Origin of the sequence: Hymenobacter rubripertinctus, from assembly GCF_003583925.1 — a bacterium.
Lineage (GTDB): Bacteria > Bacteroidota > Bacteroidia > Cytophagales > Hymenobacteraceae > Hymenobacter > Hymenobacter rubripertinctus.
The window spans coordinates 56,145-72,494 of record NZ_QYCN01000021.1; the positions used below are offsets into that span (position 1 = coordinate 56,145).

The following is a 16,350-nucleotide window of genomic DNA, read 5'->3' on the forward strand; positions in this document are numbered from 1 at the left end:
GCAGTGGCAGGATAAGCGAAAACGGGGAACAGGGTTGGGGACAGGACCCGGCGCTGGCTGGCTGGCCGGAGCGGGTGTTTTGGTTGCCGAGGCAAATATTCTTATTATAAACGTACTTGCAGCGTCGCGTTTTCCGGCCTGGCCTGGCCGCGCTCAATTCCGACCTTATCCATTACCCCGCCCCGCATGACCCCCACCCGCACGTTTGATTTGCTTACCCGCCTGGTCACCAATCTGCCCGACGCCGACCTGCTGGTGGAGAAAAAAGCCGGCCGTTGGCAACCGATCAGCACCAGCCGGGTGCTGGAACTCAGCAACCACGTCACGCTGGGCCTGCGCGCGCTCGGCCTGGGCCACGGCGACAAAATCGCCATCATCTCCCACAACCGGCCCGAGTGGGTGGTGGCCGATTTGGGTATTGCCCAGCTCGGGGCCGTGAGCGTGCCGATGTACCCCACCATTACGGTAGAAGACTACCGCCACATTTTCCAGGATGCCGGCGTGCGGGCCGTGCTGGTGGAAGGGGCCGAGTTGCTGGTGCGGGTGCAGGCCGCCATGGAGGGCCTCGATCCGGCTCCTGAGCACGTGTTTGCCTTCAGCGAGGCGCCCGGGGCCCGCTCGTTTCAGGAGCTGCTCGATGCGGGCGCGGCCGCCGATCCGGCCCCGCTGGCCGGGCTGCGGGCAGCCGTGCAGCCCGACGACCTGTTCACGCTCATCTACACCTCCGGCACCACCGGCCGGCCCAAGGGCGTGATGCTCAGCCACCGCAACATCGTGTTCAATTGCCAGAACCTGGCCGGCCACCTGCCGCTGCCCCCCGGCCAGCGGGCACTGAGCTTTCTGCCGTTGAGCCACATTTTTGAGCGCGTGGCCACCCACCTGTACATGCAGCAGGGCTTCAGCATCTGGTACGCCGAAAGCGTGGAGCGTATTGCCGACAACCTGCGCGAGGTGCGGCCCCAGGTGTTCACAACGGTGCCCCGGCTGCTCGAAAAAATCTACGATAAAATTGTGGCCACCGGCGAGGCCCTGACCGGCGCCAAGCGGAGACTGTTCTTCTGGGCCCTGGACCTGGGCCTGCGCTACGACACCCAGCAAGACCACGGCCTGCTCTATAACGCCCAACTCAAGCTGGCCAACCGGCTCGTGTTCAGCAAGTGGCGTGAGGCGCTGGGCGGCGATATCCGCTACATTATTTGTGGGGGGGCCGCCCTGCAACCCCGGCTGGCGCGGGTGTTCTGGTCGGCCGGCGTGCGCGTGATGGAGGGCTACGGCATGACCGAAACCTCGCCCGTTATTGCGGCCTGCGAGCCGGTACCGTCGGGCAACCTCATCGGGACGGTGGGGCCGGTGCTGCCGGGCGTGGAGGTGAAAATCGCGGCCGACGGCGAAATCCTGACCCGCTCGCCCTCCGTGATGCAGGGCTACTACAACCGCCCCGACCTCACGGCCGAGGCCATCGACGCCGAGGGCTGGCTGCACACCGGCGACATCGGGGAGATGGTGCAGGGGCGGTTTCTCAAAATCACGGACCGCAAGAAGGAGATGTTCAAGAACTCCAACGGCAAGTACGTGGCCCCCCAGCCCCTCGAATCGAAGCTGTCGGAGTCGACGCTGATCGAGCAGGTGATGGTGGTGGGAGAGGGCGAGAAGTTCACGGCCGCGCTGGTGGTGCCGGCCTTCGGGCCGCTGCGCGCCTGGGCCGCCGCCCAGAACCTGCCGGCTCAGGACCTCTCCGACGAGGCGCTGGCCGCCCATCCCCGGGTGCAGGCGCTCTACGAAACGGTGCTTGACCAGGCCAACCCCGATTTCGCCAGTTGGGAGCAGATCAAAAAAGTAGCCCTCGTGCCCGCGCCCTGGAGCGTGGAATCGGGCGAGCTCACGCCCACGCTCAAGCTCAAGCGCAAGATCATCCGCGAGCACAATCAGCCGCGCCTGGAAGATTTATACCGCGGCTGAAAAGCCGATTGAATGGTGTAGAGACGTATCTTTGCATCTCGCCGTTGCTGAGGTTGCTAACCCTGGCGGCGCGGGTGCGGTCGTTCAACGAGGAGACGCAAAGATGCGTCTCTACATCGTTCAATTAGCTGCTAAGTCATGGCTTTTGTGCGGTTTGAGCAAATCATTTTCCGGGGGCGGGTGTTACCTTACCGAACCCGCAATTCCGTTTCCGCTATGCGCAAAGACCTGTTCAACCTCGGCCCCGTATTCGGCTACTTCTTCCGCAAACCCGACCCTAACCGGCCTGCCAACTTCAACCTGCGGACTATGCACTTCATCAATAAGCTGAGCCTGGCCATGTTCCTGGTCGGTTTTCTGGTGCTGATGTACCGCTGGTTTATCCGGTAATTTTTTGGCGGTGGCGGGCTGATGGTCGTTCGTGCCTGATGCTGCGGCCTTTGAAAGCCCCGGAGGGGCGGTACATCGGTAGCAATTCAGGCCTCCCAAACCTCCAGGCCCCAGCGGGGCGGTACCAATCGTTCAGGCGGTGGTATCGCCCCGCTGGGGCTTTCTATCGTTGGAAACGTGCTGATTGCTACCGATGTGCCGCCCCTCCGGGGCTTTCAAAGGCCGGGAGTACAAGGTCTGGCTATCTTCGTCTGACAACCGCAACCGACAAGCTATGCACATCGAAGAATTCCGCGACTACTGCCTGCTGAAAGCCGGGGTAACGGAGCAGACGCCCTTCGGCCCCGATACCCTGGTATTCAAGGTGGGCGGCAAGCTGTTCGCCCTCACCGACCTTAACACCTTCGCCAGTATCAACCTCAAGTGCGACCCCGAACGGGCCACAGAGCTGCGCGAACAGCACGACTACGTACGGTCGGGCTTCCACATGAACAAGCGGCACTGGAACACGGTGCTTATCGGCACGGGCATCCCGGCCGGACAGCTGCGGGAGCTGATCGACCACTCCTACGACCTGGTGCGGGCCGCCTTGCCCCGGGCCGTGCGGGCGGTGCTGGCAGCCCAGGAAGGCGAGTCCGCATAACCCCCGGGCGGGGCCGGCGTACACGGAGCCGGTCCTTTTTGCCCTCACCAACTCCGCCCCATGCGCCTCACCAGCTCCCACGACGACATTGCCGCCAACATCAAAACCCTCGAAACCTACCTGCACGGCGACGATGCCGCGGCCCGGGAACTGGCCGTGGGACTGCTTGAACGGGGCACCTACTTCATTGTAGCCGAGCTGAACGGGGCCATGCGCTTCTACCCCAGCTCCTTCGTGGGCTTCCAGAATAATTCGGCCCCGAAACACCTCAAAAACGCCGGTAGCGGCGTGCGGGCCACCACCGGAGCCCTCGAAAAAACGATGCGGGCGCTGCCCTTCGCCAGCGTTAAGCTCAACGAGCTCTACCTGGAGTACGCCCGCTCGCTGGGCATCGAAAATCCGAAGCCGAAGCCGCCCTACGCTAAGGCCCGCCGGTTCTGGCTCACGCCCGGCAACAGCCTCGACCTCGATATGAGCGAGTTCCCGAACGCGGCCAACGACCACCCGGATTTCCCGGAAGGCAAAGCCGCCGCCCGCCTGCACCACCGCCTCGACCGCCGCCCCAAAGCCACTGATGCGGCTCGGCACGCCTTCATTCACGCGCACGGCCACCTGTATTGCCAGGTCTGCAACTTCGACTTCGAGAAGACCTACGGCACCACCGGCGTCGATTACATCGAATTTCACCACACCGTGCCGCCCGCCGAAACCACCGAATCCTACAAGCCCCGGGCCGAGGAGTATGCCCTGGTCTGCGCCAACTGCCACCAGATGCTGGAGCGCCACCGCCCCTGGCTCACACTGGCCGATGTGAAGCAGGTGCTAAACAACGGGTAGAAAAAGCAAGCCAGGGAGGTCGGCGTAGGGGCGAAGCTAAGCCCCGCCCCTACATCGTTCTACTGTTACACCACGATATTCACCATCCGGCCGGGTACCACAATCACCTTTTTGGCGGGTTTGCCTTCGGCGAAGCGCTCCAGCACATCAGTGGCGCGCACGGCGGCTTCAATTTCCTGGGGCGTGGCGGTGGCCGGGAACTGCAGCTGCTCGCGCACCTTGCCGTTGATGGCCACCGGGTAGTTCACCACGTCCTCGACCAGGAATTCCTCGCGGAATTCGGGGTAGGCGGCCGTGCTGATGGAGCCGGGCGCGTGGCCCAACTGCAGCCAGAGCTCCTCGGCCAGGTGGGGCGCGTAGGGGGAAAGCAGCACCACTAGCGGCTCCAGAATGGCCCGCTTGTGGCACTCCAGGGCCGTTAGCTCGTTCACCGTAATCATGAGGGCGCTGACGGTGGTGTTGAACGAGAACCGCTCAATGTCTTCCTCCACCTTGCGGATGGCCTTGTGCAGGGCCTTGAGCTCGGCGGGGGCGGCCGGCTCTTCGGTCACGGCAAAAGTGCCGTCCTGGGGGTGGTAGAGGCGCCAGAACTTCTTGAGGAAGCCCGCTACGCCGCTCATGCCGTTGGTGTTCCAGGGCTTGAACTGCTCCAGCGGCCCGAGGAACATCTCGTACAGCCGCAGCGCATCGGCCCCATAGCGCTCAATCAGCGTGTCGGGGTTCACCACGTTGTACTTCGACTTCGACATCTTTTCGACTTCGGTGCCGCAGATGTACGTGCCGTTCTCTTCGAGAATGAACTCGGCATTGACGTACTCCTCGCGCCAGTTCTTGAAGGCCTCCACGTCGAGCACTTCGTTCTCCACGATATTCACATCAGTGTGAAGTGCAGAAATGGATGCGTAACTGTCAACTGGTGCTGTTACTGGGTCAGTCTGTAAATCTAAATCAGGATACTGCTGACGAACTCTATTTTCGATTTCAGATAACTGCTGGAAAAACCGAGGTAGGATTGGATGCTGCTCAGGGTTATCAATTTGCTGAGTCATTGCATCGTAAAATGATTTCGATACAAAGATTACAGGAAGATTAGCTTCATCATTACTAACAATCCGATACGAGTCATTGGCTCTATCTCTACTTAGCCAATGGTTATTTAGCCGATACACGAAGTTCGACCTCCCCAATATCATCCCCTGATTTATCAGTTTCTGGAAGGGCTCGGGGGTGGTTACCAGGCCCAAGTCTTTGAGGAACAGGTGCCAGAAGCGGGAGTAGAGCAGGTGGCCGGTGGCGTGTTCGGCCCCACCGAGGTAGAGGTCCACGTTCTGCCAGTAGGCTTCGGCTTCTTCACCCACGAACCGGTCGGCGTTGTGCGGGTCCATGTAGCGCAGGTAGTACCAGCTGGACCCCGCCCAGCCGGGCATAGTGCTCAGCTCGTAGGGGTACTTGCCCTTGTAGAGCCAGTCCTGGGCGCGGGCCAGGGGCGGCTCGCCGGTTTCGGTGGGCTTGTACTCGTCGATTTCGGGCAGCACCAGGGGCAGGTCAGCTTCGGCCACGCCATAGGCCACGCCGTCCTTGTAGTAAATCGGGATGGGCTCGCCCCAGTAGCGCTGGCGGCCGAAGATGGCGTCGCGGATGCGGTAGGTGATTTTGGGTTCGCCCACCCGGTTGGCCCTCAGGCGCAGGCGCAGCTGCTCGGTGGCCTCGTCGTAGGTGAGGCCCGTGATGAAGCCCGAATTAACGTAGCGGCCTTCCTTGGTGGGGTCGGCCTGCTGGTCGAGGTGCTGCTGGCCGTCCAGAATCTGGCGGATGGGCAGGGCAAAGTGGGTGGCGAACAGCCAGTCGCGCTGGTCGCCGCTGGGCACGCCCATCACGGCGCCGGTGCCGTAGCCGGCCAGCACGTAGTCGGCCGTCCAGACGGGCAGAAACTCCAGCGTGAACGGGTTCTGCACGTAGCTGCCGGTGGGCGCGCCGCTCACCGACTTCACATCGGTCTGCCGCTCGCGCTCCGAGCGGTTGGTGGCCGTTTTCACGTAGGCTTGTAGCTCCGAGTACGTTTGCGACGCCTCGGGGGAGTAATCGGCCTGGGCGGCGGCCCGCTCGCCCAGGTTCAGGGTGAGGTCGAGCTCGGGGGCCAGCACCAGGAACGTGGCGCCGAAAATGGTATCGACCCGGGTCGTGAACACCTCGATTTCCTCGGGCTGGGGCTTCATGTCGCCGTCGGCCGTCCGCAGGTACACCGGGAAGCGCACGCTGGCCCCGATGCTCTTGCCAATCCAGTTGCGCTGCATTTCCTTCACGGCGTCGGGCCAGTCGAGGGCATCGAGGCCGCGCAGGAGGCGGTCGGCGTAGGCCGTGATGCGCAGGTTCCACTGGGGCATCAGGCGGCGCTCCACGGGGAAGCCGCCGCGCTCGGAGAGGCCGTCCTTCACCTCATCATTGCTGAGCACCGTGCCCAAACCGGGGCACCAGTTCACGTAGGTGTCCTGCTGATAAGCCAGCCGGTAGGGGTGCACGGCCTGCAAACGCTGCTTTTCGCTGAAGCCCTGCCACTGCCCGGCCGTGAAATCGTGGCGCTCGTCGGTGTCGCCGGCCGCCCGGATGCCCGCGCTGCCGTTGCTGGCAAACTTGTCGAGCAGGGTTTTGAGCGGCTCGGCGCGGTCGGTATCCAGGTTGTACCAGCTGTTGAAGAGCTTGAGGAAAATCCACTGGGTCCACTTGTAATAAGCGGGGTCGGAGGTGCGGATTTCGCGGCTCCAGTCGTAGCTGAAACCCAGGGCCGAGAGCTGGCGGATGTAGGTGCTGATGTTCTGCTCGGTGGTGATGGCCGGGTGCTGGCCGGTCTGGATGGCGTACTGCTCGGCGGGCAGGCCGAACGAGTCGAAGCCCATGGGATGCAGCACGTTGAAGCCGCGCAGCCGTTTGTAGCGGGCCACAATATCGGAGGCGATGTAGCCCAGCGGGTGGCCCACGTGCAGCCCCGCCCCGCTGGGGTAGGGGAACATGTCGAGCGCGTAGTATTTGGGCTTGTCGGCGGCGTTATCGGCCCGAAAGGTGTGGTGGTCTTTCCAGTGGGCCTGCCACTTTTTCTCGATATCCTGGGGATGGTAGCCGGGCATGGGCAGTTTTTTGAGCTGTTAGCCATTAGCTGATAGCTAATAGCTTTCGGGCTGAATTAAGGGAGAGGCGTTGAAGCGGGTAAAATTACGGAAATTTACCCCCGACAATTTAATCCCCAGCCCTATGTTTACGCGCTCCGACCTCAAAGCCGCCGCCAACACCTCCAGCTACGAGCGGGGCCAGCAGTATTTCAAGCGGGGCTACGTGGGTAAAATCACCCGCGAAAATAACACGTTCAAGGCTCGGGTGGAGGGCTCCGAGCGCTACAAGGTGCGCCTGACGGTGGAGCAAACGGGGGCCAGCTACCGCTGCAACTGTCCCTACGATTACGACGGCATCTGCAAGCACGCCGTGGCGCTGGGCCTGGCCGTGCTGAAGAAGTTCGGGCCGGAAGTCGAGCCCAGCCCCGTGCCCGATACCAGCGAGCAGGCGCTGCTGGAGGCGCTGATGAATACGCCCGTTACCACGCAGCTGGCCTTCCTGACCAACCTGCTGCGCACCCAGCCCCAGCTGCGCGCGCAGTTTTTGCTACAAGTGAGCCCCGCCGTGGAACCGGCAGCGGCGGCGGTGGCCCCGGGTGTGCCCACTGCTGCTGCGCAGGAGCTGACGACTATCGAGGAAATCAGCACGGAAGTGTACGAGGCGCTGGCCGATCTGGCGTTTGACGACGACGCGCTCCGGCAGCAGACCGATTACTACGGCGACTACCTGGAAGACGAGGGCGACGGGATGCTGGAGCTGGCCGACGAAATTATCCAGGATGCGCTCCAGCCCTTCGCCCGCCTCGTGGCCGGCCACCTAACCCAGGGCCGCCTCGTCCGGGCCCTGGAGTACTGGATTGGCGTGTACGAGGGAGCCACCGATGCCACCGACCCCGCCGACGACGATTACGGCCTCTTCAGCTACGAGGGCTACCCGGCCCGGGTGCTGGAATGCTGGGGCCGGCTGCTCAACGAATCGGGGGCCGATGCGCAGCTGACCACCCACGACTTCGGCGAAGCCGAAACCCAAGCGGCCCTGGCCCTGCTCTTCGACCGCTACGCCGATGCCGGCTACCCGCCCGACGAATTTGCCGACCTGCTCACGACCCTGGCCCGCACGCCCGCCGTGGCCACCCAGCTGCACGCCCGGCTCGAAGCAGGGGGCCGGCCCCTGAGCCTCGACCAGGCCCACGTGCTGCTGCACTCGGCCGAGGTGCTCGCCGACGACGCGCTCTGGGTGCGCACCGCCGAAGCCCACGCCGGCCACGATTTCGGCCTGCTCATGCGGCTGCTGGACTACTACCGCCAGCACGACGACCGGCCCAATCTGCTGCGGCTGCTGCGCCAGTACCGGGAGCAGTTCAGCCACCGGCTCCATCCCTATATTCTCGAACACCTGACCCTGGCCGAAGACGAAGCCCTGTATCTGGCGGCCCTGGAGCAGCGCTGCCGCAGCACCCAGCGCCTGGCCGATTACGAGCAGCTGCGCCCGCACTGGAGTGCCGGGCAGCGGCGTGCGTTCGTGGATGAGCTGGTGCAACGCCAACGCAACGCCTGGGGCGGCAACCCGCTGTTCGGGGCCGAGCTGCTGGTTGCCGAAAACCGGGAGGCCGAGCTGCTGCCCTACCTGCTCAGCCAGCAGTGGTCCAGCAGCAGCAGCATCCCGGAGCTGCTCGCCCTCACGGCCCGCACCCAGCCCGAAGCCTGCCTCGACGCCGTGATGGAGCGCACCGAAAAGCTGCTGACCGATACGCGGGGCCGCGACGCGTACCTGCGCATCACCTCCTGGCTGACGGTTCTCAATCAGCAGGAAACCCTCCGGCCCCAGGTGGCCCTGTTCGCGGCCCACCTCTACACCGAATACTTCCGCCTGAACGCCCTGCGCGAAGAATTGCGGGCCGCCCAGCTGGTGAGAACCGAGCAGATTGGCAAAACCTACCGCCTGGTGCCACCCACGCCCGAAGACGACGAACTGCGGGAGCTACTGCGCGCCCGGAAGAAGAAGTGAGGGGTGGTAGTGGGGATTAAGGAAGAACGTCATTCTTCGACTCCGGCTGCGCCTGCGCTCAGAATGACGTTCTTCCTTAATCTCTACTGCCCCAGCCCATCCCAAATCCCCTCGGTGCTCAGCACCCGGAACCGGGCGAACAGCTCCTCGGCGTACCAGTCCTCCTGGCGGGTGAGGCGGATAACTTCCTTGTGTTTCTCGCTGCGGTAGGCGTACTCCTGCATGGCGCGGGCCGAGTCCCAGAGGCTGACGGTGGCCTGGCGCACGATGGGCAGCTCGCCCAGTCCGATGGCGGCCCGCACGCCCGGCGCATCGGCAATGGTGGCGCTAACGGGCGCTATATGGCGCCAGAACCGGGGCGTTTTGCGCAGGCGGATGGAGGCCCGGGTGAGCACCAGCACCGGCTCGTCGGCCTCAGCCGTTTCGGTGGCGTAGTCGAACGGGTTCACCCCATCCCAGAGGCCGTGAGCCCTGATGGGGGCCAGCCGGGCCGTCCAGATGGCGCTCGTGCGCTGCCGGTACTGCTGCCAGAGCGGATGCTGCCCAAAAAATGCCCCGGCCGCCTGCTCCGACTCCCAAACGGCCATCAGGCCGTAGCGGCGCAGGTTGGGCAATGCTCCGAAGCCGCCCGCCCCGCTACCCAGCAGCTTCGGAAACCGCAGTCCCGGCACCCGTTGCAGGAGCCGCGGGGCCGTGCCCATCTGGGCAAATCCCCAGCGCCGCTGGCCGGGGAGGAGGGTGATAATGGAGAGGGTCGTCAGCAAGTAGCAGGAAGTAAAACGGTGGTAGAGACGCGACCCGCCGCGTCTTGTCGTCCGCGCCGCGTGGGGTTGGCAATATCGGTGCTGGAGCGTTTTCAAAAAGGTAGGTTATTTTTTTAGCGCAAAAAAATAACCTACCTTTTTGAAAACGCTGGCAACCAACCCGGTCATGCGAAGCGGAGTCGAAGCATGACGTTCTTTCGCTCGCAACGGTTGTCAAGACGCGCCGGGTCGCGTCTTGACAACCGTTGCGGCACAAAAAAGGGCCGGAATTGCTTCCGGCCCTTTTCCTTATGCAGCAGGCGCAGCCTACTTCACTTCTACTTTGGCGTGCTCGTTCACATCGTCGGAGGTGCTCCGCTCGCCGGTAGCCAGGGCGCGCACGTAGGCATAGGCCTGGGTAATCAGGCTGCTGGGCGTGTCCCAATACTCGCCTTTGTCGATTTCCACTTTCAGGATGTAAATGCTCTCATCCTCCTTGCCTTTGGGGAACCAGGCGCGCATGGGCTCACTCCAGAGCTGATCAATTTCGGCCTGGTCGCGGTAGGCGTTGGCCCGGCCCGAAACCGAAACGTAAATGTTGTCGTCGGGCTGGCCGTAGCTCAGGTTAACGTGGCTGTCTTTTTTTACTTCGTACACCTTGGCCGAGTCCTTGTCGGTGAGGAACACCAGGGCGCTGCTGCCGTCGGGTTTCTGGGTATACATGGGCCGGCTGCGCAGGCTGCCGTCGTTGTCCTGGGTGGTGAGCATGGCAATGCGCACTTCCTTGATTTTATCGAGCAGTTTGGACAGGTCGTGGGTGACGTTGGTTGGAGTTGACATGGGTTGGGGTGTTTGGAAAGAATCGGGGCGAAAAACTATTGCCCGGGAGCCGGGGTTGGTCCGGCGGGCCGCCTTTCTGTACGGTTCGCCCCGGTTGCGGGTTGGCTCAAGTAGGCCACTCCGAAGCCTGAATCCGCTGTATCTTCCGCTCCGCATGAATTTTCTGGCCCACCTGCTGCTCTCCGGCTCCCCCGCCACCACCCCCGATTACGCTGATATCGTGGTGGGCAACTTCGCGGCCGAAGCCGTGCGGGGCCGGGCCGGGCTGCTGGCCTACCCCGAGCCCGTGCAGCGCGGCATCCGCCTGCACCGCTTCATCGACTCGTTTACCGACGCCCACCCCGTGGTGCGCCGCACCACTGCCCGCCTGCGCGCCGCCGGCCTGGGCAAGTGGGCCGGCGTGGTAGCCGACATGGGCTACGACCACCTGCTGGCCCGCGACTTCGCCCATCATCACCCCGCCGAGCCGCTGCCGCAGTTTGCCCGGCGCCAGTATGCGCTACTGCACGCCCGCCGCCACGAAATTCCCGAGCGCCTCCGGCCCCTGCTGCACCACATGCGCCTCGGCGACTGGCTGACCGGCTACGCCCACCCCACGGGCTTGGCGCAGGCGCTGCAAGGCCTGAGCCGCCGCGTGCCCGCCGGGGCCGTAATGGCTACCGGCGCGGCCGCGTTTCTGGCGGAGCTACCCGCGTATGAGGCCGATTTCGCGGAGTTCTGGCCGGAGCTGCGGGCGGAGGTGGCGGGTCGTATTATGTCTAGTGGATGGGACGGATAAAGGATGTCTCTACTTTTCACTGGCCTACCTGATAGGGAAGCCTGGGTGTAGAACCCGTATTTTAAACTGGGTAACCATGTACCGGAGCAATTTTAAGCGCGGGTTGAATTCCCATCTCGGGAACCTCGGATTCTCCAGATGCTCACTCAACATGATTACGGTTGCGGCCAGCATAGCTACCGTGTGCCCCTCCGGAAGCAACATCGGAAACAGCATCAGCAGCCAGCCCGCACCAACGCACCACAAGCCGTGCCTGAAGCCGTAGGTGAATGCATCCTGGAACGCCCGCCAGCCGAAAGCCGAAAGCAACTGGTGTTCGTGGCCCCGATTTAAGAAGCGTTGTTTGAGGGGGGAGAATTGCCAGATCAACGCCCCGCCGAATGCCACCGCCGCTGCCCCATACGACAGGGGCAAGAGCAGATTGGAGGCAATGATCAGGCTAATGAGGGGGATGCCTGCCAGCATCCAGGTGGCCAGATACCCCAACACGAACAGCAGCGACTGGAGCAGGCGGTGGCGCTTCAGACTTTGCAGCCGAATAGTCTGAATCGGGATAATCAGCTTGGGCAGCATCATCGCCAGCACCATCAGCCCCCAGCCTACCAGTTGCGAGGAGAGCGGGTTCATCCGGAGAAGCATGCCTAGGGATTCTGCGGAAGCCCCGGCAGCCGAAACGTGGCAATGCGTCAGGCCCAAACTGGCCGGCCCGGTTAGTAAAATGACCCAGATAATGACACTGATGCTGATAATGGCAGCTTGGGGGCTGCCGCTTAGTTGGCGGAGGAGTTTCATCGATGGCAAGGAATTTTTAATGACGTAGGCCTGCGCGTTTTGTCCCGCCGGAATCAACTCCCTGCGGCAGCCGGGTAAGAATTCCAGCGGGACAAGCACCGCCGCTGCTTATTGGCCGGACCGATAAATGCTGATGCGCCCGACGGTCAGTTCGCTGCCCTTGGGCAAGGGGTTTTTGGTTCTGATCTGAACATAAAGCGCCGCCACATCCAGGCGGTCGGCCAGGTTCAGCTCGTCCACTACACTGGTAATGTTGAACGTGTAGGTAAGGCCAGAGCCGCCGTGCGAACTATTCTTCATGGAAGCCATGCGGATGCCGAACAACGACACCGCCCCAACAAACTTGTTTCTGACGTAAACCGACAGAATGTTGGAGTTGCTGGTGCCAGTCACGTTTTCCAGCACCAGATACATCTCGTCGGGGATGGTCGCAGGATTGGTGAAGCTGTTGACCACGGTTCTCAAGCCAGCGCTATCAAACTTTACTGCGGCGCGCGTGGTGCCACTTTTCAGCACGATGGAGGTGGCGCTGGCCCCCACCATTTCCTGTTGACTGCCGCTCGGTGCCATTGCGTTGGGGGTGTTTGCCGCCGCTGCCATGGCAACCATTCGCTGGGCAAGAACGGCTTTGGGCGGGGGCGTAGTGCTGTACGATGTCAGCGAGAGGTCATCGTAGGTGTAGGAGTAGGGGGCACCATTGTAATACGTCAGGTGCATTGTATCCTGCATCTCACCCGGCGTGTAATACCAGGGAGTGCCGGCCGCGTCCAGGGGCATGGCAAACTGTGAATTGCCGTTGGCCGCCGGACCAGCCAGCCAGTCCGGGTCCGTTGGGTTGGCGTTGTTGCCCGTAACGTTCCACGCGCACCACATCCGGTCGATATTGGCGTGATGCAGGAAAAACACCGGGTCGAGACCGGCAGTGCCGGGGTCGGCCATAAGTCCTTCGTATTCTTCGGTCGGCGTTGTAGTCAGGTACACCGTTATAGCGCCGATGTTATCCGTTAATCCGGCCCCGTAGGCGCCGGTCAGGTCATCGTTGATGCATAGCTCCAGCAGGCCACTAACGTCATTGGGCACCACCGAGCCGTCCTCAATGAGAAACGGGGCGCCCCCGTTTACGCGGCCGACCAGGGCGCCCATTGGCACGCCTGTTACGGGGTAGCTCGTCTGGCCCGACGGTACCATAACAGTAGGGGAGCCGTTGGCGTCGTACAACTGGCCGGCATTATCGTGCGGATCGGCCGTCCATTTGCCGGAATCGTAGGCAATCCAGAGGATGAGGCCCGGCTGGATGTTCATCTCCACCGATTGCCACGGCAGATTCGCCTGAACCGTAAACGTAATAGGACCATCCTGCGACCATTCCTGCCCTTTGAGTCCGCCCACCATGCTGTGGGTGAAGTTGTGAGGATTTGATTCCAGGTCGCCAAAGCCATTGTTGTTGTGGCTGAACCCTGTTTTCTGCCCTCCATAATTGAAGCCGAAGATGTTGCCGGGTCCTAGCTGACCAGGCGTTGTGGCATCATGGTAGGCCGTATCCCACTGACATTCGTCGTTGATGCTGGTCGTCGTGCTGGGTCCTACTACCAGGCATACCTGGCTCGGATTGCCGTAGGGGCCGTAGCGCTCCGGGCAATACAGCGGGTTCGGCGAGCCGTCCGGCAGTTCGGTCAGCATGAATGCCGGGGGAATGTAGTTTTGCCGGTAATCCGGGGATTGATCCAGGTAATTCCAGTACGGGAAAGCCCAATCGGCCGGCCCGCCCAGCCCGACGATAATACCGCGCAGCATATTTTCCAGGGCAACCAGATAGCCCCGGTGCCACGGCGGAAAAAACCAGGTGCCATGCTGACACTGGTTCCAGAACAAGGCCATTTGCCGCGGCTGGGGCAGCGAGTCAAGGTCCGCTGCGGTGGGAATGGAGGTAATCTGCTTCCAGTTGGGGTAGCCCGTGGGGGCGGAGCCGGTGCCGAAATAATCGGTCAGGTATTGCCCGTGAATAGCCGCATAGAACCACCAGCTCGTTGGGTCGCTGATGGGCCGGGACTTCAGTACGCCCACCCCTTTGGCATACCAGTATAAGGTCGTGTAGCCGCCTTTGGCATCCGTAAACTGGCCCCCGTTATTGGCAGACCAGGCATTTTTTCTGGAAAAGGTAGTCATGTGATGGTGTTAAAATGGTTGTGGTTTTAGTGGTAGGGGATAGGGTTCCAGCTTCGGAGCAGGCATCAGCCAATGAATGAGCCGGCACGGGGTGGCGGCGCCGGGCTGGGGCGGCAAAGGCTAGTTCGAGGGGGCGGAAAGCGCGCCGATACGTTGTCCCATCAGTACCGAAATGCTGCCCAACACGCCCGGCTCAAACAGCAGAATATTCAGCGAGCCACCGTAGGCAAAATACCCCAGCTCCTGGCCTTTTTTTACCGGAACAGGCGTGCCCCCGGGCTTTACATACGACGACGCATTGCCCACCACCGAAGGATGAATGGAGCTGATGGTGTTCAGCCCCACCGGAATCATCGCCACACAGCCGTATTTTTCGGTTTTAATGATAAAGTACGCCCGGTGAAAATCCTCGAATATGCTGAAATTAGTGTCGCTTTCGCCAATATCCCCTTCATTAAACCAGTGCTCCCCATCCATGATGCCGTTATAAATTCCGGGAACATCCATGCCTTCCACTAACTGCCCCGTAACGGGCGCATGATAGCGGTGGTAGTTCGTCGGCATCAGCACGCAGGATAAAGCGGTGCCACCGACGAATTTTTTGGCATACGCCGAGTTATTTAACAGCTCCGCAACGTTTATTTCGCGGGTCTTTACCGGCAGCGTTGTCTTCAGCGTAAGATCAGACGCCATGAAATTGATTTCCGTATCCGCTGATGCTACCAGAATGCTGTCATCATCCGGGTGGGAAATCGGGCGCGGATTATTTGCCAGGTTCAGACTGCGCGAGAAGAATTCGTTAAACGTTTTGTATCCCTCCGCCGGTACGACATAGTCTTTGAGCGAAGGCCCCACGAATTTCAGCCATTCAGTGAGATAATAGATGGATTCCGGAGAATCCATGAAGTTGCCGCGCTCTTTAACAAAGCGCACCGACCAGTTAAATATTTCGGCTGAGTACGTTGTGGCCGCACCGCTTTTGCTCTGGAGTTTATTCAGAAAATAAAATCCCTGCGGATTATTCAGGTACAGAAACGTCAGCGGAACAATGAATCCCAGACCGCTGGATGGCTGGGGCAAAAACGTGAACCATTTATCGAAGTAGTTGACGAAATCGTCGATGGACGTGCCTGTCCAGGGATTTTCCTGTTGCGTTCCCAACTCCATCACAAACGGGTCCAAATGGGCTATGGCGTCGTTGTAGGCCGCTACCACTACCGGATTGGCTGCGATGATGCGCAACTCACCCATGAGTTGGTTCATGGGCGCCGTATGCGGCGGGTAATAGCCCGCGGGAAAGAAGCTTGCCAGGGCATTGCCCGGCGAATTGTGCAATAGCATTGGGTCTTGCTGGTTCATAATGACGGATTTGTTTGGTGTCCTCATTGGATAGCTAGGCCACGGTATTGGCCTTGGTCAAGAGGCCGAATTAAGGCAACCGTGCGCTGGCTGTTTTTTCAGGGCCCTCAGCTTTCCACCAAGACTTAGGGGAAAATTCGCATCGGCACCGATCCGCTCGTGCCAGCGCTTGTAAGGGCTGATGCGCGGCGCGTAAGCCGGCAGCAGCGGCGCAGAACCCGTAGGCAGACCGGGGTACACTCACTCGCCGGGAGGAATGGCAGAAAAGCCCCAGCGCTACGGCGGGAGGCTGGCTGGAACCCAGAAACGGTGGTGGAGGTGTTTCACGCGAACATGCTAAACCCATCGGCGAGAGACGCCGACAGGGAACTTGTTAGCAAAGGCGTGAAAGAGGAGGGCGGCGGGAGCGGGGGCCGAGGAACCCAAGGGGTTACGGCATGGGCGATAATACAGAATATTTAAGTTATTAAATTTTTAAGGGAGGTGACGACAGTGTACTATTTTTTATATGACTTGAATAATAGCTGGGTATTGTTGTGCTAAATCATTGAGGGGCAAAAGCATACTCGGCAATAAAAAACGGGCGGTGGTATAATGCGGGGTGAGTAGTATCTTACTCCCATGCTTCAGACCACGTTGACGTGTGGCAAGTGCAGCAGTGCTGACTTGCGCAAGAACGGCAGCCGCCACGGCCAGCCCAAATACCAGTGCAAAGCCTGCCGCCACCAAGC

The 16,350-nt window shown here is 61.4% G+C and carries 13 protein-coding genes; 6 read left to right on the forward strand and 7 right to left on the reverse strand.

Going from position 1 to position 16,350, the window contains the following annotated elements; genetic code table 11:
• Window positions 1-186: 186 nt before the first annotated feature.
• From D0T11_RS14125 to D0T11_RS14140, 4 genes are all read left to right on the forward strand, one after another.
• Window positions 187-1,959, forward strand: a complete 1,773-nt coding sequence (locus tag D0T11_RS14125; RefSeq protein WP_119656443.1) for an AMP-dependent synthetase/ligase — start codon at window positions 187-189, stop codon at window positions 1,957-1,959.
• 216 nt (window positions 1,960-2,175) lie between these two features.
• Window positions 2,176-2,349 (forward strand): DUF6728 family protein, encoded by a 174-nt coding sequence (locus D0T11_RS22590; RefSeq protein ID WP_182888415.1) that lies wholly within the window; start codon window positions 2,176-2,178, stop codon window positions 2,347-2,349.
• Window positions 2,350-2,623: 274 nt separating this feature from the next.
• Window positions 2,624-2,992, forward strand: a complete 369-nt coding sequence (locus tag D0T11_RS14135; protein ID WP_119656445.1) for an MmcQ/YjbR family DNA-binding protein — start codon at window positions 2,624-2,626, stop codon at window positions 2,990-2,992.
• 60 nt (window positions 2,993-3,052) lie between these two features.
• A complete protein-coding gene (locus D0T11_RS14140; RefSeq protein WP_119656446.1) occupies window positions 3,053-3,829 on the forward strand; it encodes an HNH endonuclease in 777 nt (258 codons plus the stop codon).
• A gap of 65 nt (window positions 3,830-3,894) precedes the next feature.
• On the opposite strand, the gene D0T11_RS14145 is transcribed toward D0T11_RS14140, so the two are convergent.
• Window positions 3,895-6,951, reverse strand: a complete 3,057-nt coding sequence (locus D0T11_RS14145; RefSeq protein WP_119656447.1) for a leucine--tRNA ligase — start codon at window positions 6,949-6,951, stop codon at window positions 3,895-3,897.
• A 124-nt stretch (window positions 6,952-7,075) separates the two neighbouring features.
• On the opposite strand from D0T11_RS14145, the gene D0T11_RS14150 reads away from it, so the two are divergent.
• A complete protein-coding gene (locus D0T11_RS14150) occupies window positions 7,076-8,941 on the forward strand; it encodes an SWIM zinc finger family protein (protein WP_119656448.1) in 1,866 nt (621 codons plus the stop codon).
• Between the two features lie 83 nt (window positions 8,942-9,024).
• Here D0T11_RS14150 and D0T11_RS14155 read toward each other — a convergent pair whose 3' ends face one another.
• A complete protein-coding gene (locus D0T11_RS14155; protein ID WP_245990882.1) occupies window positions 9,025-9,705 on the reverse strand; it encodes a spheroidene monooxygenase in 681 nt (226 codons plus the stop codon).
• A 306-nt stretch (window positions 9,706-10,011) separates the two neighbouring features.
• Complete coding sequence (locus tag D0T11_RS14160) at window positions 10,012-10,524, reverse strand: pyridoxamine 5'-phosphate oxidase family protein (protein WP_119656449.1); 513 nt, start codon at window positions 10,522-10,524, stop codon at window positions 10,012-10,014.
• 154 nt (window positions 10,525-10,678) lie between these two features.
• Between D0T11_RS14160 and D0T11_RS14165 the strand changes: the two genes are divergently transcribed.
• Window positions 10,679-11,302, forward strand: coding sequence for an acyl carrier protein phosphodiesterase (locus tag D0T11_RS14165; protein WP_182888416.1), 624 nt, complete (start codon window positions 10,679-10,681; stop codon window positions 11,300-11,302).
• A gap of 24 nt (window positions 11,303-11,326) precedes the next feature.
• Here the strand turns inward: D0T11_RS14165 and D0T11_RS14170 are convergent, their stop codons facing one another.
• The 4 genes from D0T11_RS14170 to D0T11_RS22950 all read right to left on the reverse strand — a co-directional run.
• Window positions 11,327-12,094 carry a copper chaperone gene (locus tag D0T11_RS14170; RefSeq protein WP_147374665.1) on the reverse strand — a complete coding sequence of 256 codons (768 nt, stop codon included), beginning with the start codon at window positions 12,092-12,094 and terminating at the stop codon, window positions 11,327-11,329.
• A 108-nt stretch (window positions 12,095-12,202) separates the two neighbouring features.
• Window positions 12,203-14,260 (reverse strand): DUF7868 domain-containing protein, encoded by a 2,058-nt coding sequence (locus tag D0T11_RS14175; protein WP_119656451.1) that lies wholly within the window; start codon window positions 14,258-14,260, stop codon window positions 12,203-12,205.
• Between the two features lie 120 nt (window positions 14,261-14,380).
• Window positions 14,381-15,619 (reverse strand): phosphatidylserine decarboxylase, encoded by a 1,239-nt coding sequence (locus D0T11_RS14180; protein ID WP_182888417.1) that lies wholly within the window; start codon window positions 15,617-15,619, stop codon window positions 14,381-14,383.
• Between the two features lie 504 nt (window positions 15,620-16,123).
• Window positions 16,124-16,350 (reverse strand): hypothetical protein (locus D0T11_RS22950; RefSeq protein ID WP_220473734.1); only part of this gene is annotated, 227 nt, incomplete at its 5' end.